This window comes from Microbacterium xanthum, from assembly GCF_034531355.1.
GTDB lineage: Bacteria > Actinomycetota > Actinomycetes > Actinomycetales > Microbacteriaceae > Microbacterium > Microbacterium xanthum.
Genome location: NZ_JAWHUE010000002.1, coordinates 634443 through 658226, shown reverse-complemented (window position 1 = coordinate 658226; position 23784 = coordinate 634443). Strand labels below are relative to the sequence as shown.

The following is a 23784-nucleotide window of genomic DNA, read 5'->3' as shown; positions in this document are numbered from 1 at the left end:
CATGCCCGACCGGATCCTCGTGGACCTCCTCTCGTACACCGGCACGCGCGGTGGCACCGAGACGTACGTCCGCGAGATCGCTCCCCGCCTGCCCGACGCGCTGCCCGGTGTGGAGCTGATCGCCCTGGCGAACCGCGTCGGCGCGGATCGTGTGCGCGCGTTCTTCCCGGGACAGGTGCGGACGCTGCGGACGGTCGGCGCCGATCGCGTCAGCTGGGCCCTGGGCGCGGTGTTCTGCACGACCCGCGCCGCCCGCGCGGCGGGTGCCGACCTGGTCTGGTGCCCCGCGAACTTCGGCCCGATACGCCGCGGGCCGAGCCGCCGGGTGGTCACGGTGCACGACGCGATCTACCACGAGGCGCACGGCTCGCCCATCGCCCGTGCGGTGAGCGCGATCACCTCGTGGCTGATGACCCGCTCGGCCCGCACCGCCGATGCCGTCGTCACCGTCTCGCATGCCGCCGCGCGTGCGATCGGGACCCACATGGGTGTGCCCGCAGACCTCATCACCGTGGTCCCCAACGGCGCGAACGCCGGCTCTGCGCCCGCCGATCCGTGGGCGGCCGTCGCTCCCCTCGGTGTGCACCGCGGTCGCCCGATCGTGATGAGCACGGGCAACCGGCTCCCCCACAAGAACTTCGCCGGCCTCCTGCGCGCGCTGGCGTCCGTCGCCGCCGAAGACCGGCCGCTCGCGGTGATCACGGGCGGCGGGTCCGCCGATCCGCTGACGGGGCTCCGCTCCGAGCTCGGGCTGGACGCCGACGTCGTGCTGCCGGGATGGGTCGGCGCCGAGCAGCTCGAAGCGCTCTACGCCGTCGCGGACCTGTACGTCTGTCCGTCGCTGGCGGAGGGATTCGGGCTGCCCGTCGTCGATGCACTCCGCCGAGAGGTCCCTGTGCTCGCCAACGACATCGAGGTGCTGCGCGAAGTCGGCGGCGATGCCGCCCGCTACGCCGACGCCACGGACGCGGCGCAGTTCGGGCGCGCACTGCGCTCGGCGCTGTCGGACCCGCCCGCCGAGGCGGCGCGCACGACCGCGAGGGAGTGGGCTGAGCGCTTCACATGGGAGCGAGCCGCCACCGCCACCGCCGGAGTCCTTCGCGACGCTCTTCACGGAGAGCGACCGGAGGCGGGCGCATGACGGCCGATCCCCTGCGCCGCCGCCTCGTCGGCTTCATGCTGCTGCCGGCGATCGCCGCCGTGTCGCCGTTGATCGTCCTCCCGCTCATCTCGCGCGAGGCCGGGCCGGGCGGCTGGGCCAGCGCGATCGCCGGCGAGTCGATCGGCACGTTCGCCGCCATCGTGATCGGCTACGGCTGGCCGGCCATCGGTCCAGCGCTCATCTCCATCGCCTCGGGGATCGACGAGCGCGCGCGCCTCTACCGCGAATCGCTCGTCGTGCGGCTGCTCGTGGCCGCCCTGTCGATCCCCGTGCTCGGCGTCGTGTGCTGGCTGGTCGCGTCGCCGGGTACGGAATGGCTCACGGTCCTGATGGGCGTGCAGGGCGCGCTCATCGCCCTGTCGTTCACGTGGTACTGCGCCGGAGTCGGACAGCCGCGCACGATCATCTTCTACGACGCGGTGCCCCGCGTCGTGGCCACCGCGGCTTCGGCCGCGGCGATCGCCGCGACCGGCATCGTCGAGCTGTTCCCGCTCGCCGGCATCGCGGTCACGCTGGTGGGCACGGGCCTGTTCACCGCCCGCCTGCTGCGCCGTCACCCCGGGCCGTGGCCCGGCACGCGCGACCTGCCGGGCCTGCTCCGCACCGGCCTCCCCGTGGCGCTCAACGACGCCGCGCTCAGCGCATACTCGAGCGTGCCCGCACCGCTGGTCAACGTGACCGCCGCGCCGGATGCCGCAGCCGGCTTCGCCTCCGCCGACAAGATGTTCAAGCTGGGCAGCGTGCTGCCCTTCACGCTCGCGAGCGCACTGCAGAGCTGGGTGGGAGAGGTCACCGGCCGGGCACGCGGACGCCGGGTGCGCCTGGCTCTCCTCGCCCACACAGGTTTCGGAGTGCTGGGCGGGATCGTGCTGGCGGCCCTGGGCCACTGGGTGAGCCTGGTCCTGTTCGGCGCCGACGCCGCCGCCGGCGTCGACCTGCTGATCGCGATGGGCCTGGTGTTCGTGTTCCTGAGCATCCGTACGTCCATGACCCGTCACGCGCTCTTCCCCGCCGGCCAGGCGGCTGTCGTGATGCGCGCCAGCCTGATCGCCACGGCGGTGGGCGTGCCGGTCATGATCGCCCTCGCGATCGCGATCGGCCCGCTCGGCGCGGCGATCGGCTACGCGGTCACCGAGGGTGCGGCGACCCTGCTGCTGTGGCGGCCCTGCGCGGCGGCCGTGCGCGCGCTCGACGCGGCCGACGCCGCACACCTGCTCGATCGAGACCGGGAGCACCATGACGACTGAGACCTCTCCCTCCCCGCAGGCCCGCCCCACGGTCGGCGCGGTCGTGCTCACGTGGCGCGACCGCGACCAGACGGCGGCCTGCGTGGCGCACCTGCTAGACGGCGACGCGGTGTCGCGCGTCGTCGTGGTCGACAACGAGGCCGACGGCACCATCGCCTCGGCGATCCCGGCCGATCCGCGCCTGTCGTTCCGCGAGCTGGACGCGAACACCGGCTTCGCCGTCGGCGTGAACGCCGGGATGCGGGAGCTGCTCGCGGACGCGTCGATCGATCAGCTGCTCGTGATCAACAACGACGCCACCCTGACCGCGGCCGACCTCGAGCTGCTGCGTGCGGAGCTCGACCGCTCGCCCGCCCTCGGCGTCGTCGGACCGCGCATCATCACTCCCGAGGGGCGGCAGTTCTCGGCGGGGGGCGTGCTCTCCCGCGTCACATGGAGCATCCGCCAGCCCCGGCCCGGCGAACAGCCGGACTTCCTCACGTGGGCGTGCGTGCTGCTCCGGCGAGAGACGCTGGAGTCGGCGGGGCTCCTCGACGAACGCTTCTTCATGTACTGGGAGGACGTCGAGTACGGGCTGCGGCTGAGCGGCCGCGGAATCGCCTTCGCCGAGGTCGGGGACGCCCGCCTGGTGCACGCCGTGTCGTCGTCGCACGCGCGCGCAGGGTCGCGCATCCTCGCCTACTCCAGCCAGGCGTTCCGGCACTTCCTGCGGCTGCACGGCGGACGCACCCGGGTGACGGGCTACGCGCGCCTCGCCGCGAAGACCCTGATCACCGCGATCACCGGCGATCTCCGTGGCGCCCGCTACGTGCTCGCGGGCTGGCGCCTCGGCCGCGACGCCCCCGATCCCGCCTACCCGGCCTTCGACCGCCTTCCCTGACCGAGGCGATCGCGGCCGCGTCGGGCAGAATGGGCGGGTGGATCTCGCCCTGGTAATCACGACGCTCGGACGCCTCGACCCGCTTCGCGCACTCCTCGAGTCTGTGGAAGGCCAGCTGGAGGCCGGAGACCGCGTGGTCCTGGTGGCGCAGGGACGCGGTGACGAGGTCGTCGCTCTGGCGGCGGAGTTCGCCGACCGGGGCGTGCCGGTCGTGGCGACCGACTCGGCGCGCGGGGCGTCGCGCGGACGCAACGCCGGTGTCGCCGCGCTTCCGGCGGGAGACGCCGTGCTGCTCTTCCCCAACGACAACTCCGTCTTCCCCGCCGGCGTGCTCGGGCGGGTCCGCGAGGCCGTCGCCGATCCCGCCTTCCTCGCGGGCGGCTTCACCTCGTGGGACGAACGCGGCCCGAAGACCACGCTGCCGCCGGCCGGCACTCCCCTCGACCGGTGGAACGTCTGGAGCGTGATCGAGATGGGGATCCTGCTGCGGCGCTCCGTCTTCGAGCAGATCGGCGGGTTCGACGAGCGGATGGGTCCGGGGGCGGCGACCCCGTGGCAGGTCGCCGAGGGGACCGACCTGCTCCTGCGCGCCCTGCGAGCGCACCCCGAGATGGCCGAGGGCTTCGCCTGGCTCCCCCACGACGTCTACGTCGAGGGCATCTCGACGGCGTTCGGGCTGACGACGGCGGAGCGCCGTCGCAAGCTGCGGGCATACGGCCGCGGCACGGGGCACGCGCTCAGGATCCACCGCTACCCGTGGTGGTGGCGTGCGGCGTTCACCGCGGCAGGGCTGCTCTACGGGGTGCGCAACGCGCGCCCCATCACCGCGCTCGACGGCTGGCACATGTTCCTCGGCCGCCTCGAAGGCGGGATCGGGCGCACATTCGGGCAGCGGAATATGGTGTCCACCACCCGCTGAGCGGCGCGTGCCCCGGTGCTACGCTACCGAGGTGTCATCCAGGGTTCTGATCACCGGCGGCGCGGGCTTCATCGGCTCGCATCTGTCCGAGCGACTCCTCGTCGAGGGTCACGACGTCATCTGCGTCGACAACTTCTTCACCGGATCACGGCGCAACATCGAGCATCTGTTCGGCAACCCGCGCTTCGAGGTGCTGCGTCACGACGTGACCTTCCCCCTCTACATCGAGGTGGACCAGATCTACAACCTCGCCTGCCCCGCCTCGCCGGTGCACTACCAGCACGATCCGGTTCAGACGACCAAGACCAGTGTGGTCGGTGCGATCAACATGCTGGGGCTTGCCAAGCGCCTGCGCGTTCCGATCCTCCAGGCGTCGACCTCCGAGGTCTACGGCGACCCCGCGGTGCACCCGCAGACCGAGCAGTACTGGGGCAACGTCAACCCGATCGGTCCGCGCAGCTGCTACGACGAGGGCAAGCGCGCGGCCGAGACCCTCTTCTTCGACTACCGGCGCCAGCACGACCTCGACATCAAGGTGATCCGGATCTTCAACACCTACGGTCCGCGCATGCACCCCAACGACGGCCGGGTCGTGTCGAACTTCATCGTCCAGGCGCTCCGCGGCGAGCCGATCACGATCTACGGCGACGGCTCGCAGACGCGCTCGTTCTGCTACGTCGATGATCTCGTCGACGGCATGGTGCGCCTCATGGACACCGGGCACGAGGTCACCGGCCCGATCAACGTGGGCAACCCCGGCGAGTTCACCATGCTCGAGCTCGCCCAGGCGGTCCTGGAGATCACCGGCAGCGGCTCCGCGATCGAGCACCGTCCTCTCCCGCAGGACGACCCCAAGCAGCGCCAGCCCGACATCTCGCTCGCGCGGAGCGAGCTCGGGTGGGAGCCGTCCGTCCCGCTCACCGACGGACTGCGTCGCACCGTCGACTACTTCCGCCGCGCACTCGCCGACTGACTCCGGAGTGGCAGGATAGGACGCCGTGAAAGGCATCATTCTGGCCGGTGGTTCCGGGACGCGTCTGCATCCGATCACGTTGGGGGTGTCGAAGCAGCTGGTTCCGGTGTTCGACAAGCCGATGGTGTATTACCCGTTGTCGACGTTGATGCTGGCGGGGATCGACGAGATCCTGGTGATCACGACGCCGCATGACGCGGCGGCGTTCGAGCGGCTGCTGGGTGATGGGTCGCAGTTCGGGGTGCGGTTGTCGTTCGCGGTGCAGCCGTCGCCGGACGGGTTGGCGCAGGCGTTCACGATCGGTGCGGACTTCATCGGTGATGATCCGGTGGCGTTGGTGCTGGGTGACAACCTGCTGTACGGGCCGGGACTGGGAACGCAGCTGAAGCGGTTCTCGGATGTGGATGGTGGGGCGGTGTTCGCGTACTGGGTCGCCGAGCCGCGGGCGTACGGGGTGGTGGAGTTCGACGGAGACGGGCGGGCGGTGTCTTTGGAGGAGAAGCCGGCCGAGCCGAAGTCGAACTATGCGGTTCCGGGGCTGTATTTCTACGACAACGATGTGGTGGAGATCGCGCGGGGGCTTCGGCCGTCGGCGCGGGGCGAGTACGAGATCACGGATGTGAACCGGGCGTATCTGGAGCGGGGGAAGCTGCAGGTGGAGGTGCTGCCGCGGGGGACGGCGTGGTTGGACACCGGGACGGTGGACGACATGCTCGACGCGGCGGAGTACGTCCGCACGATGGAGCGGCGCACGGGGATGAAGATCGGTGCGCCGGAGGAGGTCGCGTGGCGGCAGGGGTTCCTGTCGGATGAGCAGCTCGCCGAGCGGGCGCGTCCGCTGGTGAAGTCCGGGTACGGCCGGTACCTGCTGGGGCTGCTGGAGAGGGGACGCTGATGCGCAGGCTGCTCGTGACCGGTGGTGCCGGTTTCATCGGGTCGAACTTCGTCCACCATGTCGTGTCCCACACCGACGATCACGTCACCGTGCTGGACAAGCTCACCTACGCCGGCAACCGGGCCTCGCTGGCCGGGCTGAGCGAGGACCGGGTGGTGTTCGTCCACGGTGACATCGCCGATGCGGGTCTGGTGGATGACCTGTTCGGGCGGGTGGACGCGGTGGTGCACTATGCCGCGGAGTCCCATAACGACAACTCCCTCCACGACCCGCGCCCGTTCCTGGACACCAACATCATCGGCACGTACACGCTGCTGGAAGCCGCCCGTCGCCACGACCGCCGGTTCCATCACATCTCCACCGACGAGGTGTACGGGGACCTGGAGCTGGACGACCCGGCGAAGTTCACCGAGACCACCCCCTACAACCCGTCGTCGCCCTACTCGTCGACGAAGGCCGGGTCGGACCTGATGGTGCGGGCGTGGGTGCGCTCGTTCGGGGTGCAGGCCACAATTAGCAACTGCTCGAACAACTACGGCCCCTACCAGCACGTGGAGAAGTTCATTCCCCGGCAGATCACCAACGTGATCCGCGGGATCCGCCCGAAACTGTACGGGGCGGGACAGAACGTGCGGGACTGGATCCACGCCGACGACCACTCCTCCGCCGTCCTCACCATCCTCGAGGGCGGCACGATCGGGGAGACCTACCTGATCGGCGCGGACGGCGAGAAGGACAACAAGACCGTCGTGGAGATGATCCTCACCCTGATGGGACAGCCCGCCGACGCGTACGACCACGTTACCGACCGCGCCGGCCACGACCTGCGCTACGCGATCGACTCCACCCGGCTGCGCACCGAACTGGGCTGGCAGCCCCGGTACGCCGACTTCGACGCGGGCCTGGCCGCGACCATCGACTGGTACCGCACCCACGAGGACTGGTGGGCACCGACCAAAGACGCCACCGAAGCGTTCTACGCCACGAAGGGACAGTGACGGTGACCGACGCGTCCGACCCGACCGCGTTCGGCAAGAAGCTGACCGCCACCCCGACCCCGATCCCGGGGCTGGTGGTGTGGGACCTGCCCGTCCACGGCGACGCCCGCGGCTGGTTCAAGGAGAACTGGCAGCGGGAGAAGATGACCGCCGCGGGCCTCCCCGACTTCGGGCCCGTGCAGAACAACATCTCCTTCAACGACGCCGCAGGCACCACCCGCGGCATCCACGCCGAACCCTGGGACAAATGGGTGTCCGTCGCGACCGGCCGCATCTTCGGCGCCTGGGTCGACCTGCGCGAGGGCCCCACCTTCGGGACCGTGTTCACCACCGAACTCGACCCCTCGAAGGCGATCTTCGTGCCCCGCGGCGTCGGGAACTCCTACCAGACCCTCGCCCCCGACACCGCCTACACCTACCTCGTCAACGACCACTGGTCCCCCACCGCCGAATACACCTTCCTCAACCTCGCCGACGAGACCGCCGCCATCGACTGGCCCATCCCCCTCGACCAGGTCGAGATCAGCGACAAGGACAAAGCCCACCCCCGCCTGGCGGACGTCACCCCCATGGCCCCCCGGAAGACCCTCGTGCTCGGCGCGAACGGACAGCTCGGCCGCGCCCTCCACACCCTCTGGGGAGACCAGCCCCACATCGAGTACGCCACCCGCGCCGACCTCGACCTCACCCGCCCCGACCTGCCCACCGCACGCCGCTGGCGCGACTACGACACCATCGTCAACGCCGCCGCCCACACCGCCGTCGACACCGCCGAAACACGCCACGGCCGCACCGACGCCTGGGCCGCCAACGTCACCGCCGTCGCCGCCCTCGCCCGCATCGCGACCGCCCACGGCATCACCCTCGTCCACATCTCCAGCGACTACGTCTACGACGGCACCAGCGACCGCCCCTACACCGAAACCGACCCCGTCAACCCCCTCAGCGTCTACGGACAGACCAAAGCCGCCGGCGACGCGATCATCACCACCGTCCCCCGCCACTACATCCTCCGCACCAGCTGGGTCATCGGCGACGGCCACAACTTCGTCCGCACCATGCAGAACCTCGCCCAACGCGGCATCGACCCCCGCGTCGTCGACGACCAGACCGGACGCCTCACCTTCACCCCCACCCTCGCCGACGGCATCCACCACCTCCTCACCACCCACGCCCCCCACGGCACCTACAACCTCACCAACACCGGACAGCCCACCACCTGGGCCGACATCGCCCGCACCGTCTACCACCTCACCGGACACGACCCCGCCCGCATCACCGGCGTCACCACCACCGACTACTACGCCACCACCACCACACTCATCGCCCCCCGCCCCCACCACAGCACCCTCGACACCACCAAGATCCAGAACACCGGATACAGCCCGACGCCCGCGGAAGAGGAGCTCGCGACCTACCTCCGCGAGGTCTCGCCCACGTCGGGTACTCACGGGGCCCGCGGGTAGAATCTTCAGGCGCCACCGCCGGGTCGGCGCGATCGGAGGGCACTGACGCATGGTGGGGACGACCGCGGTCACGCGCGCGCCGAAGGCCTCGGGAACCCGGGTGGCGGTCCGCGCAGACATCCAGGCGCTGCGCGCCTTCGCGGTCCTCGCGGTCGTGCTCTTCCACTTCTGGCCGGGGGCGCTTCCCGGCGGCTACATCGGCGTCGATGTCTTCTTCGTCATCTCGGGCTTCCTGATCACCGCCCAGCTGGTGCGGCGACGCGAAGCCGGACGCATCGGTCTGGCATCGTTCTGGGCGGCCCGCGCCCGCCGACTGCTGCCTGCGAGCCTGGTCGTGCTGGCTGTGAGCATCGCGCTCACTGTCCTGTGGGCGCCCGCGACACTGCAGACGCAGTACCTGCGGTCGATCATCGGGAGCGCGCTCTACATCGAGAACTGGATGCTGGCTGCCGACGCGGTGGACTACCTCGCCGCCGAGAACGCGCCGCCGATCGCTCAGCACTACTGGTCGCTCTCGGTCGAGGAGCAGTTCTACATCGTGTGGCCGCTGCTCATCATCGCGGCGACGGCCGGCGCCACGGTCGCCGCCGTCCGCCGACGCCACCTGATCTGGGTCATCGCAGGCGTGAGCGCGCTCAGCCTGGTCGCCGGGCTGCTGCTGACCACCACCAACCCTCCCTACGCGTACTTCGCCACTCCCCTGCGCGTGTGGGAGTTCGGCCTCGGCGCACTCGTCGCGCTCGTGCGGCTCCCGGCCCTCCCCGCCGCGGTGCGCCTTGCGGCCTGGTTCGCGGGATGGGCCGCAATGGCCGCGTCCGCGCTCGTCTACGGCCCGCAGACCCCGTTCCCGGGGATCGCGGCGCTTCTGCCCACTCTGGGTGCCGCGATCGTCATCGCGAGTGGACCCGACATCCCGCTGCGCTGGCTGTCGGCGCTCGTCTCCTGGCGACCGGTGCAATGGCTCGGCGATCAGTCGTACGGCATCTACCTGTGGCATTGGCCGCTCATCGTGATCGCCCCGGCCGTCATCGGCCAGGTGCCCGACTTCGCCACCCGCGTCGGTCTGCTCGTCCTCACGATCCTCGCGGCGGCGCTCACGAAGCGCTTCATCGAAGACCCCATCCGGTTCTCCCGCGCGACGCGGCAGGCGCGACCGCGCGCCATCGGCGCGACCACCCTCGCAGCGATGGCGGTCGTCGTCGCCCTGGCCGCGGCGCCCATCGCGCTGGCCGCGCGCGACGCCGGCGAGCGGCAAGACGCGATCGCGGGCGAGCTCGCCGACCCCGCCGCATGTCGCGGCGCCTCACTGCTCCTCGAGGATGCCTGCGCTCCGCTGAGGGACGCGACGACGGCCGCCGACGAGCTCGCACCCCCACTGGCGAATCTCTATGAGGACACCGGCGGCGCGTTCGCCTGCTATGACCAGGAACCCACCGGCGACCCCTCCGTGTGCGCCATCGGGTCCGAGGACCCCGACGCACTCAGGATCGCCCTCACGGGCGACTCTCACGCCGCGATGCTCATCCCGGGCCTGCGCGAGCAGGCCGAGGAGCGCAACTGGCGGATCGACGCGATCGTGGGACGGGGCTGCGTCTGGCAGGAGGTCGAGGCGGCGGACTCCGAGTGCGCAGACCGGCGTGCGGCCGTCGACGACATCATCCTGTCCGGCGACTACGACGCCGTGCTGGTGACCGCCTGGAACCGGGTCGACGTCGATGCGGCGACGAAGGAGCAGACCTCGGAGCGCATGGCGTCCGCGTGGCAGCGGGCGATCGACCGCGGCGTCACCGTGATCGGCCTCGCCGACAACCCTGCGGTGCCCGAGAGCTCGACCGAGTGCCTCGCGCAGTCATCGGAGTTCTCCCTCGACACGTGCGCGTTCCCCGCGGATCCGCAGCTCGCCGAGGAGGACGCCATCCGCGCGGCGGGCCGGGCGACCGGCGCCCCGATCGTCGATCTCGCGGACGCCTACTGCACGACGGACGGGGGCTGCCCCATGGTCATGGGCGGCGTGGTCGCATACCGCGACCTCCACCACATCACCGGGACGTTCAGCAAGACGCTCGCCCCGTACCTTGCCGACGAGATCGCCGCGGCGATGGGCTGAGGCGCCCGAACCGGCACGGCTCAGCGGGCGACCGCGGCGGCGGATTCGACGGCGTCGTCGCCCGCGCGAGCGAGCTCGCGCACCGACAGCGCCACGACGGCCAGCAGCGCCACCGCGAACAGGACGTACACGCCCACCGAGGCGGCGTAGGGCAACGGCGACCACGCGAAGACCGCGTCCAGCTTCGCCCAGAGCGAGGTCGCGTCGGGTTCCCACGATCCGCGTGCGAGCGCGAGACGCCACACGGTCCCACCGAGGCCGATCGCGAGCGTGCCGCCGAGCAGGATGCGTCGCCCCAGGTCGCCGAACGCGCGATGGGCGGCGACCGCGAACACGGCAGCGGCGCCGATCGCCGCCGGGAAGAGGTAGCGTCCCTGGGCGCCCGCGGCGATGCCCGTCTCGACCGTGAACCGGTACGACTGGTAGGCGACGATCAGCGCCATCAGGATGACGGGCCCGGCCAGCACGGCGTCGTCGACGATGTCGCGCCACGTGGCGCGGCCGCGGATGAGCATCGCCACGAGCACCATGACGAAGAGAGCCGTGAGCGCGACCGAGACCGCCACGCCGAGATCGCCGATGATGCCGCCGTTGGCGCCGATCCAGTACCGCGGGAAGAACCGATCCACGAAGGTGTCGAAGAACACCGGCCACGCCTCCGCGAAGGACAGCGGACCGGACGCGAGCTCGTCCCCGTGCCCCGAGGGCTGAAGAGTGCCGTACAGCAGCAGGTTGCGCACCCACCACCATCCGCCGAGCGAGCCCGCAGCGACCAGGACGGATGCCGATACGGCGGCCTGCCGGACCCGCCGCGTGCGCACGGCGGCCACGACGTAGGCGGCGAAGGCCGCCGCCGCGATCGGCAGGGCGAAGGCTTTGGTCAGAAGCGCGACCGCCGCCGCCAGCCCGATCCACAGAGCGGTGCGCACGCGCAGATCGCCGGTGAGCACGCATCCCATTCCGAGGAACACCCACGCAGACGAGGCGATGAGCAGATTGTCGTTGTTCACCGAGCCGCCCAGCAGCTGCAGAGCGGGAAGGAGCGCCATGGCGGCGGCGGCCAGCACGATCATGCGGCGCCCCGCGCCGAGTCGCCGGGCGAGGGCTGCGGCGAGCAGCGGCAGCGGGGCGAGCATGATGGCGGACAGGGCCCGCCAGATCCAGACCTCGAGATCGAAGTTCAGCCCTGCATCGGCCAGCACCCGGTGGACCGCGGCCAGGCCTGCGTAGTAGAGGGGCGGATGCTGCGACATCTGGTTGACGGTCGATCCGCTGACGAGATTGTCGGGCGTGGTCAGCTCCGCCCACGACGGCCGATCGGGGCGCGGCCACGGCTCGTCCGCCGAGAACGGCGAGGTTCCCACGATCTCCGCGGCGCGCATGGCGCTGAGCATCAGCGGCATCTCCTGGAATCCGGGCCACTCCCGGAACTCCTCGGCGTACAGCACGGCGCCGACGTGGGCCCGCTCGTCCTGCGCGCTGAAGGTCGCCCGGGTGAACGACCACACCAGCATCGTCATGAGCATGAGCGCGCACAGGCCCCACACGAGAAGCGGCAGCCCGCGCAGGAGCGGCGGCCGGTCGGTCGACGCGGTCGCGGACGTCATCTCGGCGGGGGGCGGCACGTCGGAGGTCACCCGACCATCGTAGGCACGCCCGCCGAGAGCGCTCTGACGGCCGTGTAGCCTTCATCAGAAGCCCCCACCCCGGAGTCGCCACACCCATGCCCCCACGCGTCTCGATCGTCACCCGCACGAAGGACCGCCCGCTGTTCCTCACGCGCGCGCTGCGCAGCATCGCCTCGCAGTCGTTCGCCGACTGGGAGGTCGTCATCGTCAACGACGGCGGCGCCCGCGCCGCCGTGGATCGCGCGCTGGCCGACTCCGGCATCGACACCTCGAAGGTCGCCGTCATCGACCACCCGACCGCGACCGGACGCTGGCCCGCCGCGAACGCCGGCGTGCGCGCGACGAGCGGCGAGTTCCTCATTCTGCACGACGACGACGACTCGTGGGCACCGGCCTTCCTCGACGCCGCCGTCGAGTACCTCGACGCGCACCCCGACCGCCTCGGCGTCGTCTCGCGCATCCAGATCGTGTGGGAGCGCCGTGTCGGCGACGACATCCAGCCGATCGGCGAGGAGCAGTTCCTGCCGAATTCGCTCGCGCCGCTGCTGATGGACCAGCTGCAGTTCAACCGCTTCATCCCGATCGCGTTCCTGTACCGCAGAACCGCGCACGACCTCGTCGGGCCCTACGACGAAAGCGTTCCCGTCGTCGGCGATTGGCTCTTCAACACCCAGATCCTGCTGCGCGGGCCTCTCGACTACCTCGGTCCGACTCCGCTCGTCTTCTGGCACCAGCGACCCAGTGCGTCCGGAGTCGACGGGAACAGCGTGATCGAGGCCCGCGACGACCATGCCCTGCACGACGCGCTCGTCCGCGATCAGGCCCTGCGCGGCAGCATCGACCGCGACGGCCCCGGCCTCCCCCTCTACCTGACCGCCTACGTCGACCGGCGCCTGCGCGAGACCGAGGACATCGTGCGCACCGAGGTCGCGCGGCTCCAGCACGAGATGACCAACCCGCTCTACGTCGCGGCCCGGCGCATGTGGCGACGCCTGCGCAATCCCGGCGGAGACGCGCGCCAGCGGTAGCCCTGTTCTCACGACGTTATGATCATGAGGTGAAAGCTGGCCCGACCGTCCTCGTCTTCCCGGCCTGGCGATCGAACCCCTACCTCAACATCCTGAGTCTCGCGCCGCGGTCCCAGGGGTTCCAGTTCGCCGGCGAAACGGACTTCTATGGATTCCTGCGCGCCGCGCGGCGGCTGCGCCGCGGTGACGTCGCCCACATCCACTGGACGTCGCCGATCGCCCAGTCGGCGCTGAGCGAGCGCGATGCGGACAGCCGCGTGCGTCAGTTCGAGCGCGCGCTCTCCGGGATGCGGCGACGCGGGGTGCGGATCGTGTGGACGGTCCACAACCGGCTCCCCCACGAGCTCACCTACCGACGGCAGGAGCAGGCGATCTACCGCGCTCTCGCCGACGCGGCCGACGCGGTCCACGTCATGACGGCGGACACGCCGTCCGTCATCGCCGACGTGTGCGTCGTGCCCTCCGAGAAGGTGCGGGTGATCCCGCACCCGAGCTACCAGGGGATCTACGACACCGGAATCACGCGCACGGAGGCGCGGGAGTCGTTCGGGCTCGCGCCCGACGAGGTGGCGGTCCTGTTCCTGGGCCAGATCCGCCCCTACAAGGGCGTGACGACGCTCATGCGCGCCGCCGACCGAGCCGCCCGCGACGACGGCCGGCCTCTGGCGCTCCTGCTCGCCGGGCACACGCCTCCCGGATCCCTCGCGGAACTGGAGCCGGACATGCCGTCCTCGGTGCGCGCCGTGACGTTCTTCGACTTCGTCCCCGACGGCGACATCGCACGCTGGTTCGCCGCGGCCGATGTCGCCGTGTTCCCCTACCGCCGCATCCTGAACTCGGGCAGCGTCCACCTGGCCGCGACGTTCGGCGTCCCGGCCGTGCTCCCCGACGAGCCCCACCTGCGGGATCAGTACGCGGGACAGTCGTGGGTGTCGTTCTTCGACACCGCGTCCCCCGAGGAGTCCCTGACGGGCATGCTGAGCGACTCGTCGCTGCTCGAGGGGGTCGATCCCGCCGACGTGCGCGCGTTCCTCGAGGCGGTCTCACCGTGGCGCGTGTCGCGCCTGTACGGCGGCCTGCTCGAGGAGCTCAGCGGCCGCGCCGTCGCAGAAGCCTCGTAACCGCGGTCCCCGCGATGATGAACGCCCGGCGCACCGCGCGCACGATGCGCCCCCGTCGCCGGTAGAGCACCACGACATCACGGTGACGCTCGTAGATGAACGAATCCATCACCGAGTAGTCCGGCAGCGGCGGGCGCGAGTCGGCCGTCACGACCGTCCCGGACGTCAGCCGCAGCGCCGGCTGGAGCAGGACGTGCGTCGGCAGGGTCTTGCGCGGGTACTCCGCGGTCCACACCCGGTGCGCCGACGCCGAGTCGCCCGCAGCATCGGCGGCGTCCGCCTCGACGCTCTGCCACCTGACGGACGTGGGCTCGATGACGTCGGTCAGACCGTCGACCGGCCAGAGGACCGGGACGCAGTCTTCGGCGCCGAGATCAGACTGGCCGGTGATGCGCAGCGTCATGCCCCCGCGCAGCTCGGTGACCAGCGCCGCCGCCGTCCGGCGCACGGGCACGACCTCAGCCGGATCGAGGTCGGCGCTGCCGATCTCGGCGACGCGCGCGAGGATCCCGTCCCCGCAGCGCGCGGCCAGGGCCGCTGCGGCGGCCGCCCAGCCCGATTCGTCGGTGCGGTCGGGCATCCAGGACTGCAGCGCGCGGACCGACAGCCACGAGATGCGGTCCTCCGGGGCGAGCCGCTCGCCTCGCGACGACAGCGCATCCAGGAGCTCGGCGAGCTCGTGCAGGTCCGGGGTGTCGTAGCGCTGTTCCCATCCCGCGGCGACCTTCGCCGCGACCCACTGGGAGCGCGCCGCCAGGGTGAGCGCCAGCACCTTGAACGGCGCGATGCCGCTGGGCGCCGGGCCGACCAGGTCGAGCAGATCGGACAGCATCGCCGCGATCTCCGCCTCACGGGCACCGCGCGTCGGGGAGGCCGCGAACTTCGCGACGTGCACGAAGCCGTCGCGGTCCCAGATGAGCCGGCGGTACGCGGCGGTGAGTGCGTCGTCGCCGAGGTCGGCGATCACGCGCGCGCACTCGCGCTCCTGCGTCAGGTAGCTGAGCACCGAGTCCGCTGAATCCGCCCGGGCGGTCATCGAGGTCGCGCCGGGTCGCTCGCGGTACAGGTACACGACGTCCGAGAGGATGTCGACCTTCTCGGCGCGCGCGTAGGCGGTGACCATCGGCACGATGTCGTTCGAGCGCGGGACGTCGGGGAAGGTGATCTCGGACGAGGTCCAGAAGTCGCGCCGGAAGACCTTGTTCCAGCACGGACGCGCGAGGATGAGAGTGGGCTCGTCGACCAGCCGGATGCCCTGGGCGGGGCGGGCGTACGCGGACATGCTCGCGGTCGGTCGCCACGTGTCCGTCGGCGAGAACTTCAGGAAGTCGCCGAATGCGATGTCCGAGCCGGTCCGCTCCAGCGACTCGACCATCGCGCGGTAGGCGCCGAGCGGGACGAGGTCGTCGCCGTCGCAGAAGACCAGGTAGCGGCCGGAGGCCTCCGCGACCCCCTGGTTGCGCGCCGACCCGCCCCCGCGCTGTTCCGCATGGATCAGACGGACCCGGTCGTCGCTTTCGGCGAAGCGCGAGACGATCGCCGCCGTGTCGTCGGTCGACGCGTCGTCGACGACGACCACCTCCATGTCCGCGACGTCCTGTGCCAGGACGGAGACGAGGGTCTCGGCGATCCAGGCGCCGACGTCGTGGGTGGGGATCACCACCGACAGCAGCACAGCCGTCGACGAGTCAGCGGGCAACCTGATCCACCGCCTCGTCGATGGCTCCGTCGAAGATCTTGCGCCCCTTGCGGATCACGATGCCCCGGGCGCACAGCTCCTTGATCATCTTCGTGTCGTGGCTGACGACGACCATCGTCACGCCGCGGGCGGTCAGCTCGCGGATCTTCGCGTAGCACTTCGCGCGGAACGGTGCGTCGCCGACGGACAGCACCTCGTCCACGAGCAGGATGTCCACGTCGACGTGGATCGCGACCGAGAAGGCCAGCCGCATGAACATGCCGGACGAGTAGTGCTTGACCTCCTGGTCGATGAACTCGCCGATCTCGCTGAATGCGACGATGTCGTCGAACCGCTCGTCGATCTCCTTCCGCCCCATCCCGAGGATGGCGGCGTTCAGGTAGACGTTCTCGCGCCCCGAGAGGTCGGGATGGAAGCCTGCGCCGACCTCGATGAGCCCGGCCACGCGTCCACGCGTGAAGACGCCGCCGGAGTCGGGCTCGAGCACGCCGGAGATCAGCTTGAGCGTCGTCGACTTGCCCGAGCCGTTCAGCCCGAGGATGCCGACCGCCTCACCCTGCCCGATCTGGAAGGAGATGTCGTCGAGCGCGGTGAAGGTGTCGGCGCGGACCTTGCGCCGCTTGATCCAGCTGACGAAGGCCTCCTTGAAGGAGTGCGTGTTGCGGCGCAGGAAGCGCTTGGAGACGTGGTCGACGACGATGCAGGGCGAGGTCGTGGTCTCGACGATGATCTGTGACATCAGAGGTCCTGGGCGAAGGTGCGTTCGAAGCGGCGGAACGTCCACTGTCCCGCCACGAGGGCGATGAGAGTGACCCCCACGGCGACCAGCGAGGCGTAGCCGAACCACTCGGGAAGGACGTAGGACTGGGTGGTCGTCGGCTCCCAGAAGCCGACGTGGAACAGCTCCACGGCCACCGTGAGCGGGTTGGACATGTAGAGGAAGAGCAGCCAGTCGTGACCGCGGAGCGCGTCGGCCACAAGCGCCCACGTGTAGAGCACCGGCGATGTCCAGGTGGAGAACATCTTGATGAGGTCCACGAAGTTCTGCGCGTCGCGGAAGCGGACGTTGAGCCCGCTGAAGAACAGGCCCAGGCCGAGCGCGAAGGCCACCACGAGCAGGATGCCCAGCAGAGCGCCTCCCAAGCCGAGCAGTGTCGGCGTCCAACCGACGAGGAGGCAGACGAGGAGCAGGATGACCAGCTGGGGCAGGAAGTGAACGAAGGCCACGATGATCGCGGCGATCGGGAACAGCTCCCGGGGCAGGTAGATCTTCTTGACCAGGGCGCGGTTGTCGACAATCGCGTTGGTGGCGTTGCCGAACGCCTCATTGAAGAGGTTGACCACAACGACGCCGGCGAACAGGTAAATCGCGAAGTTCTGCACGTCGCGATGGAACTGGAGGATGATCCCCATCACGAAGTAGTAGATGAGGAACTGTGACGCCGGCTTGACGTACGACCAGACCCACCCGAGCACCGAGTTGCGGTAGCGGGTGGCGGTGCCCTTCCTCACCAGCAGGCGGAGGAGGTAGCGCCACTGGAAGACATCGAGCAGGCCGCGACCGCGACCGGGGACGTCGTATTCAGAGACGTCGAGACGGGTTCCTACCGACAAGGCGCATCACTCTCTCCCGTGTGAGGCCCGCTCGGGCCACAGAAGATCCTACTCGACGTGTCCGGGGACGCCGACCGAAGCCAATGCCGCGGGGCGACGCCCGGGCACCCCACCGCTGAACGGTCAGCCACCCGTCAAGCGCTCGGTGTCGGACCGCACAACCCAGTACTCCCCGCCCGGCAGGCGCAGCTTCAGCCAGTCCCGAGCCTCGTTCACCTCCACCGCAACCGCCACCGTGCCCGCGACCAGCGTCATGCTTCCAATCGTGCACTCCGTGTACGGCGCGGAGCGAGCAATCGTGTCCGTGGTCACGACATAGGTCAACCTCGCAGAGCTCGTGTTTGTGGGTTCGACACAAGACTCCAGATTCGTCGCATAGCGCACCGAGGAACGAGGTACCCAGAAGTCACCTTCCGAGACGCTCAGCTTCAGCCACTGACGATCTGCGGACACCTTGACCGCGGTGGCGATCGTGTCGGCCGCCAAGTCCACCGAGCCTCCCGAACAGTGATCGTAGGGCGCTACCCGGCCGGCGACGCCGCTCGTCAACACATACGTCAGCTTCGCCGTGCGCGAATCCGCGGGCTCGATGCAGCGATCGGCGGCGGTCGCATAGTCGACGTCGGATCGCGCAACCCAATACTCACCCTCGGCCAGCTTCATCTTTAGCCAGCTCCCGTCCGCAGTGACTTGGCTCGCGGTCGCAACGGTACCCGCCGCAACATCGATGGTGTCCAGACCGCATTCGTCGTAGGGCGCGATTCGGCCGGTGGTCGCGGATTTTACCGTATACGTCAGCCTTGCCGCGCGGGTGTCCTCAGGCGCGGCGCATGACTCCTGGCTGGTGGCGTAGCGCACCGTGCTTCTGTCGATCCAGCGATCCCCGTCCGGCAACGCCAGCTTCAGCCACGCACCATCGTCGGTAACTTCAATAGCCTTGGCGACCGCTCCGACGGCCAGCTGTGCGCCGTCAGAACACTCCGTGTACGGCGCGGTGAATGTCGAGCTCTCCTCGATGACCGCGTAGGTTAGCTTTGCAGGGCGGGTGCCTAGCGAAGCCTGTTGACAGAGTTCCTCCGCCGTAACCTTTTGGACGGCATCTCGGGGAACCCACCGGTCGCCGAATTCTGTAGTGACGACGAGCCAATCACCCTTATCGGTGCTGGAGTGCGGACGCAAGACTGTCCCGATCGACATCGGTTCCGCATCGCTCACGCACGCACGAGTCGCAGCGGAATACGATGCGGCAGAGTCCGACGTGACCAGGTACGTCATCTGGGCGTCCCGTGTACCAGGGGTGACAGAGCACACGGCAGACGACGAGATGTTCGTGAGGTGATCTCGGTCGATCCACATCTCCCCCCGCCCAGTGGAGACCTTGAGCCAGTCGCGCGCAGTGTTGGCCTCCAGCGCTTGGACGACCACTCCCCCAGAAATGCTCGCGCGTCCGATACCACACGTGGCTTCCGGCGCTGTTCGCGCTGACGTCCCCGCCTCGCGGACCACATAGAAGAGCTTCGCCGGACTGGTGCCACCGGGTGCGGCGCACACCGTCTCGGTGTCAGACGCGCGTCGAAGGTTCGATCGGTCAATCCAGTACGACCGGTCGTAGTAGTCAACCTTGACCCAGTCCTTGTCCGCGCTCACCGCGAATGCCTGCACGATCGTCCCAGCCAAAATTTCAGTCGCATCAGACGCGCAGTCTGAACTGGGGACGGCACGTCCTGTTGCCTGAGCCACGAGTACATAGGCGTACTGCGCTGATCCCGTCTTCGCCGGGAGAGCACATGCCGACTCGTCCGCGGTTGCATAGCGCAGATGCTCACGAGCGACCCATCGTGCGCCGGACTCCGTGTCGACACGAAGCCAACCGTCGACGACAGCAGTTGCCTGCAAAACCGTGCCCTGCGCCAATGCGGAAATGTTCTTGTCACACGCAAGGCTCGGCGCCGACCGCGCGTTGAGGCTGCTTGCCGTCACGACGTACGTCTTGACCGCTGTCCTTGGCGACGATGGCTGGGCGCACGCGTTCACGGGAGTCGTCGTCGAGCCGAACCAGTCGGTGAAGTACTGGTAGAAGTTGCGGTTTCCGTAGGACGAGCAGCCGTCTCCGGTGCCGTATCCCGCCTTGATGGCGGCGGCGTTGGGCTGATACGGCGTGTAGTAGTAGAGGTTCGCGGTGGCCTGATTCTGCACGTAGACGGGCGAGGAACCGCAAGATCGCTCGGGATTCCACAGGATGTTCCAGGTCTTCCCCGGCGCATACCACGTGAAGTACTGGCTCGTGCCGGGCGGGTTGGAGTATCGCTTCAGGTCCCAGGCGCCCTTGTACATCTGATTGAAGAATCCGTACGAGTCTTCCTCGCAACCGTAAGTGTCCGAACAGGTGGCGCCCATCGCCATGTCGAATCGCCACTCTGAGGGCCAGTCATGATTGACGAGGCTTTGCTCCTTCTGGAGCATGACCAGGAGGACCTGAGGATTGATGCCGCACGCCTGGGCGACCTTGTAGATGATGCGCGACGCTCTCTCACGCACTCCGCCCGAGTACGCATTGCACACGGAGTCAGCCGCCATCGATCGGCTCGTGTCGTACCAATCTTTCAGACATGTGTAGCCAGACCTGCACGATGGGACCCTCGTCTCGAGAAAGGACTGGATCTGCGACTCCGTCATTGTCGACGTGTCATAGAAGACCGCGTCGCTGATGATGTTGCCCGCCTGGAACTGCGAAAGATCGGCGGTCTGGATCGCATCTCCGATCGCGGTCTCGGCCTCGAGTGCGGCCTCGATCTCCACCGTGGACGTGACATCCGTCGACTCGGCCGCCGAGGCCGCGGGGGCGACGAGGAGACCGGCGAGCATGGCGAGCACAGCGAGCGTCGGCGCGATCAATCGCCTCATCGACCCGTCTCCTTATTTCACAGCGGATTCTGTGACTAGTGTGGCGAAAGTTACACCTGAAAACAATTGTGACTAGAGTTCGGCGTGCAGCGCCCAGATCTTGTCGGCCGCTTCGAGCCAGGAGAAGACGCGCCCGCGGTCGGCGGCCATGACGGCCAGGCGCTCCGCCGCCGCCGTCGAACCGAGCGCGTCAGCGACAGCCTCTCCGAGCGCACCGGCGGCGTCCTCGCCCGTCGCCACGAGGGTTCCGCCATCCACGACGACCTCGCGCAGCACATCGGAGGCGGACGCGACCACCGGCACACCGACCGTCATCGCCTCGACGGTGCGCCACGGGAAGGCCGCGCGTGCTGACGGGGACACGAACGCGACGGCCGCACCGAACACCGCTCCCCGGTCGGCGTCGTCGAGCGCACCTCGCACATGCACGAGACGCTCCGGAACCCCGGCCGCGGCCGCGAGCTCGGCGATCGCCGGCTCCTCCCCGTCACCCGCATCGATCACGACGACGGGAACCTCATGGCCGCTTCGCGCGACCGCGCCGAACCCGACCGTGAGCGCATCCGAGGGCGCAGCGGTCCCGGACAGGACGACGTACCCCTCGGGAAGACCGAGATCGCGACGCCGGCCGATCTCGTCGTTCGGCACGCGGAACCCTTCGGGTGCCGCGCCCGAGATGACCCGGATGCGATCGCTCAGCTTCGGAGAGATCTCCCCGAGGCGCCGCGCCATCGCATGCGTCGGCACGACAACGGCATCGGCGTGCTTGACCGCGCGCTTGAGCATCGCTTTGTGCCAGCCGGCGCTCGAGCGAGGGAGCTCGTCGGGCGCGTCCCACGGCCGCAGATCCCAGATCGTCACGGTGGTCTGGTCGTTCTCGTGCACCCGGTCGTGCTTGACCAGCGGCGCGAACAGGCTCGGCGCATGGATCATGCCGCCGCCGATCCCCGTCGCGACGCCGAGCTGCAACGCTCCCGCAAGTTCACGGCGAGCCAGCGCGGTCCGACGGACCCCCGCCATGCCGGGGATCGAGAGCGCTGCGGCGCCGTCGCCACCGGCCGCCGGGGCGATCCCCTCCACCTCGCACCCCTGGGGCGCGTGGGCGATGAGGGCGCGTGTGAGCTCCCGCGTCGCGGTCTGCAGGTCGTGATCGGTGGGTGAGACCAGCTGGTCGAGCATCACCCGCAGCACGGCGGTCACGATTCGGGCTCCGGCGCCGGAGTCGGCGGGTGCAGGGTCAGCTGCACCAGTTCGCGGATGTAGTCGTAGTCGGGGTCGTACTCGTCGATGCCACCCTCGGGTGTCAGCTCGATCGTCGACACCGGTTGGTCCTTCGCCTTCACGGCGAGATCGACCAGGTACGGAAGCATCGAGGTGGGGATGTCGGTCTCGACCAGGTCGGCACCGGCACCGGCCAGCTCCTGGAAGCGTGTCAGCACCGTCTGCGGCGTGAACTGGTCCAGCATCGCCTGCTGCAGCTCCCGCTGACGCTCCATCCGGTCGAAGTCGCTGGTCGTGTACCGGGAGCGGGCGTACCACTGCGCGGTATCGCCGTCCATGTGCTGCTCGCCGACCTCGATCCAGCCGATCGCCCACTCCTCGGCGGGCTGTCCCTCGTAGCTCGGGCCGCCGCCCTTCGGCAGGCGCTCGTCGACGGTGATCGTCACCCCGCCCAGTGCATCGACGAGGTCGGCGAACCCCTTCATGTCGACGAACACGTAGTACGGGATCTCGATCCCCATGATGCCCTCGGCGGCATCTTTGGTCGCCTCGACCCCGGGCGAGGATCCTGCGGCGTAGGCGTCGGGATACAGCTCGGTGCCGTCCTGACAGACCTCGACCTCGGTGCGCAGCTGGTTGATGCCGCTGCCCCACCCGCACGTCGGGTCGGCGAAGCCCTCATGACCGTTCGGGTACTTCTCCTGCATCGGCCCCTCGGCGAAGGGGAAATGCGGCATATCGCGCGGGATGCCGGTGATCGTCGTCGCGCCGGACTCGGCGTTGATCGACACGACCGAGATCGAATCGAACCGCATGCTGTCGCGACCCTCGCCACTGTCGGCCCCGAGGAGCAGGATGTTGTAGTAGCCGTCGGAGGGCTCGACCGGAGGGCCGCTCGCCCCGAAGATCGCACCCAGAGCGCCACGTGCTGCGCCCACCGACTGTGCCGCGTAGGCGGCTCCCCCGCTCGCGGCGATCACCAGCGCGATCGCGAGAGCCGGGATTCCCACGCGTGCCACCCCGGCGGTCTTGACCAGACGCACGAGCCGCAACGTGTCGATCGTGAGGACCACCCACAGCGCCGCGTACGCGATCAGGATGCCCTGGGCCAGCAGCAGCACGAACCAGTTCGTGCCCAGGGTGATCAGCATGCCGCGGGCGAACAGTGCGATGAGCACACCGATGATCGCCAGCACCCACATCGTCACCGTCGCCGCCAAGCCGATGCGGCCGAGGCGTCGGCTGCCGGCGAGCACCTGCGCGGAACCGGGCAGGAGGAAGTTCAATCCGACGAGCCACCAGCCGCGCCGGCTCATCACCTTCTCCGACGACACGTCGGGGTAGCGCAACGGCCTTTCCTCGATCGTGCGGGAGCGCGACGAGGTCGCGGGCCGCAGCGGCGCGGCGACACTCACAGCGCGTCCTTGAGCCGCCGGTTCTTCTCCTCGACCTGCGCCTCGAGGTCACGCGCGTACGCCTCGACACGGTCGCCGAGCGCCGCATCCGAGGATCCGAGCATGCGCGCGGCGAGGATGCCGGCGTTCTTCGCACCGTTGATCGACACCGTCGCCACGGGGATCCCCGCGGGCATCTGCACGATGCTCAGCAGCGAATCCATGCCGTCAAGCGTCGCCAGCTGCACCGGCACGCCGATCACGGGCAGGGCGGTGAGGGATGCGAGCATGCCCGGAAGGTGCGCCGCTCCCCCCGCCCCCGCGATGATCGCCCGCAGTCCGCGCCCGCGGGCCTCCCGGCCGTAGCGCAGCAGCTTGTCCGGCGTGCGGTGGGCCGACACGACCTCGACCTCGTGGGGGATGCCGAAATCGGTCAGCGCCTGCGAAGCGTCGCTCATCACGCGCCAGTCCGAATCGGAGCCCATCACCACGCCGACCAAGGGCGCGTCGGAAGAATGCAGCGGTCGG

General features: G+C 69.5%; 19 protein-coding genes. 11 read left to right on the top strand and 8 right to left on the bottom strand.

The window, feature by feature from the left end:
- Position 1 precedes the first annotated feature (1 nt).
- From RZO50_RS08595 to RZO50_RS08555, 9 genes are read left to right on the top strand one after another with little or no spacing between them, the layout of a single operon-like run.
- Positions 2-1141: a glycosyltransferase family 4 protein gene (locus RZO50_RS08595; RefSeq protein ID WP_322599300.1), complete on the top strand. Its 1140-nt coding sequence runs from the start codon at positions 2-4 to the stop codon at positions 1139-1141.
- Complete coding sequence (locus RZO50_RS08590) at positions 1138-2409, top strand: lipopolysaccharide biosynthesis protein (RefSeq protein WP_322599299.1); 1272 nt, start codon at positions 1138-1140, stop codon at positions 2407-2409. The genes RZO50_RS08595 and RZO50_RS08590 overlap by 4 nt, the downstream gene beginning before the upstream one ends.
- The gene (locus RZO50_RS08585; protein ID WP_322599298.1) at positions 2399-3289 is read left to right on the top strand and encodes a glycosyltransferase family 2 protein; all 891 of its coding nucleotides are present in this window, start codon (positions 2399-2401) and stop codon (positions 3287-3289) included. Before RZO50_RS08590 ends, RZO50_RS08585 begins: the two co-directional genes overlap by 11 nt.
- Before the next feature lie 37 nt (positions 3290-3326).
- The gene (locus RZO50_RS08580; protein ID WP_322599297.1) at positions 3327-4208 is read left to right on the top strand and encodes a glycosyltransferase family 2 protein; all 882 of its coding nucleotides are present in this window, start codon (positions 3327-3329) and stop codon (positions 4206-4208) included.
- Positions 4209-4239: 31 nt separating this feature from the next.
- A complete protein-coding gene (locus tag RZO50_RS08575) occupies positions 4240-5181 on the top strand; it encodes a UDP-glucuronic acid decarboxylase family protein (RefSeq protein WP_322599296.1) in 942 nt (313 codons plus the stop codon).
- Positions 5182-5206: 25 nt separating this feature from the next.
- The gene (gene rfbA, locus RZO50_RS08570; protein ID WP_194383524.1) at positions 5207-6076 is read left to right on the top strand and encodes a glucose-1-phosphate thymidylyltransferase RfbA; all 870 of its coding nucleotides are present in this window, start codon (positions 5207-5209) and stop codon (positions 6074-6076) included.
- Positions 6076-7074: a dTDP-glucose 4,6-dehydratase gene (gene rfbB, locus RZO50_RS08565; RefSeq protein WP_322599295.1), complete on the top strand. Its 999-nt coding sequence runs from the start codon at positions 6076-6078 to the stop codon at positions 7072-7074. Before rfbA ends, rfbB begins: the two co-directional genes overlap by 1 nt.
- Positions 7075-7076: 2 nt before the next feature.
- Positions 7077-8540, top strand: a complete 1464-nt coding sequence (locus RZO50_RS08560) for a bifunctional dTDP-4-dehydrorhamnose 3,5-epimerase family protein/NAD(P)-dependent oxidoreductase (protein ID WP_322599294.1) — start codon at positions 7077-7079, stop codon at positions 8538-8540.
- A gap of 49 nt (positions 8541-8589) precedes the next feature.
- Entirely contained in the window at positions 8590-10647 is a 2058-nt protein-coding gene (locus RZO50_RS08555) for an acyltransferase family protein (RefSeq protein WP_322599293.1), read from the top strand.
- A gap of 20 nt (positions 10648-10667) precedes the next feature.
- On the opposite strand, the gene RZO50_RS08550 is transcribed toward RZO50_RS08555, so the two are convergent.
- On the bottom strand, positions 10668-12284 hold the full coding sequence (locus RZO50_RS08550) for a DUF2142 domain-containing protein (protein ID WP_322599292.1): 1617 nt from the start codon (positions 12282-12284) through the stop codon (positions 10668-10670).
- Between the two features lie 86 nt (positions 12285-12370).
- Here RZO50_RS08550 and RZO50_RS08545 point away from each other — a divergent pair, with 86 nt between their 5' ends.
- Both RZO50_RS08545 and RZO50_RS08540 read left to right on the top strand, forming a co-directional pair.
- A complete protein-coding gene (locus RZO50_RS08545) occupies positions 12371-13303 on the top strand; it encodes a glycosyltransferase family 2 protein (protein ID WP_322599291.1) in 933 nt (310 codons plus the stop codon).
- A gap of 29 nt (positions 13304-13332) precedes the next feature.
- On the top strand, positions 13333-14424 hold the full coding sequence (locus RZO50_RS08540) for a glycosyltransferase (protein WP_322599290.1): 1092 nt from the start codon (positions 13333-13335) through the stop codon (positions 14422-14424).
- On the opposite strand, the gene RZO50_RS08535 is transcribed toward RZO50_RS08540, so the two are convergent.
- The 7 genes from RZO50_RS08535 to purE form a co-directional block, all read right to left on the bottom strand.
- Positions 14393-16123 carry a glycosyltransferase family 2 protein gene (locus tag RZO50_RS08535; RefSeq protein WP_322599289.1) on the bottom strand — a complete coding sequence of 577 codons (1731 nt, stop codon included), beginning with the start codon at positions 16121-16123 and terminating at the stop codon, positions 14393-14395. The two genes, RZO50_RS08540 and RZO50_RS08535, sit on opposite strands and share 32 nt — an antisense overlap.
- A complete protein-coding gene (locus RZO50_RS08530; RefSeq protein ID WP_194383532.1) occupies positions 16113-16862 on the bottom strand; it encodes an ABC transporter ATP-binding protein in 750 nt (249 codons plus the stop codon). The genes RZO50_RS08535 and RZO50_RS08530 overlap by 11 nt, the downstream gene beginning before the upstream one ends.
- On the bottom strand, positions 16862-17737 hold the full coding sequence (locus RZO50_RS08525) for an ABC transporter permease (RefSeq protein ID WP_322599288.1): 876 nt from the start codon (positions 17735-17737) through the stop codon (positions 16862-16864). Before RZO50_RS08525 ends, RZO50_RS08530 begins: the two co-directional genes overlap by 1 nt.
- Before the next feature lie 123 nt (positions 17738-17860).
- A complete protein-coding gene (locus tag RZO50_RS08520; protein ID WP_322599287.1) occupies positions 17861-20641 on the bottom strand; it encodes an SH3 domain-containing protein in 2781 nt (926 codons plus the stop codon).
- Between the two features lie 72 nt (positions 20642-20713).
- Entirely contained in the window at positions 20714-21841 is a 1128-nt protein-coding gene (locus tag RZO50_RS08515) for a glycosyltransferase (protein WP_322599286.1), read from the bottom strand.
- Positions 21838-23277: an LCP family protein gene (locus RZO50_RS08510; RefSeq protein ID WP_322599285.1), complete on the bottom strand. Its 1440-nt coding sequence runs from the start codon at positions 23275-23277 to the stop codon at positions 21838-21840. The genes RZO50_RS08515 and RZO50_RS08510 overlap by 4 nt, the downstream gene beginning before the upstream one ends.
- Positions 23274-23741 (bottom strand): 5-(carboxyamino)imidazole ribonucleotide mutase, encoded by a 468-nt coding sequence (gene purE / locus RZO50_RS08505; RefSeq protein ID WP_322599576.1) that lies wholly within the window; start codon positions 23739-23741, stop codon positions 23274-23276. Before purE ends, RZO50_RS08510 begins: the two co-directional genes overlap by 4 nt.
- Positions 23742-23784: the final 43 nt, after the last annotated feature.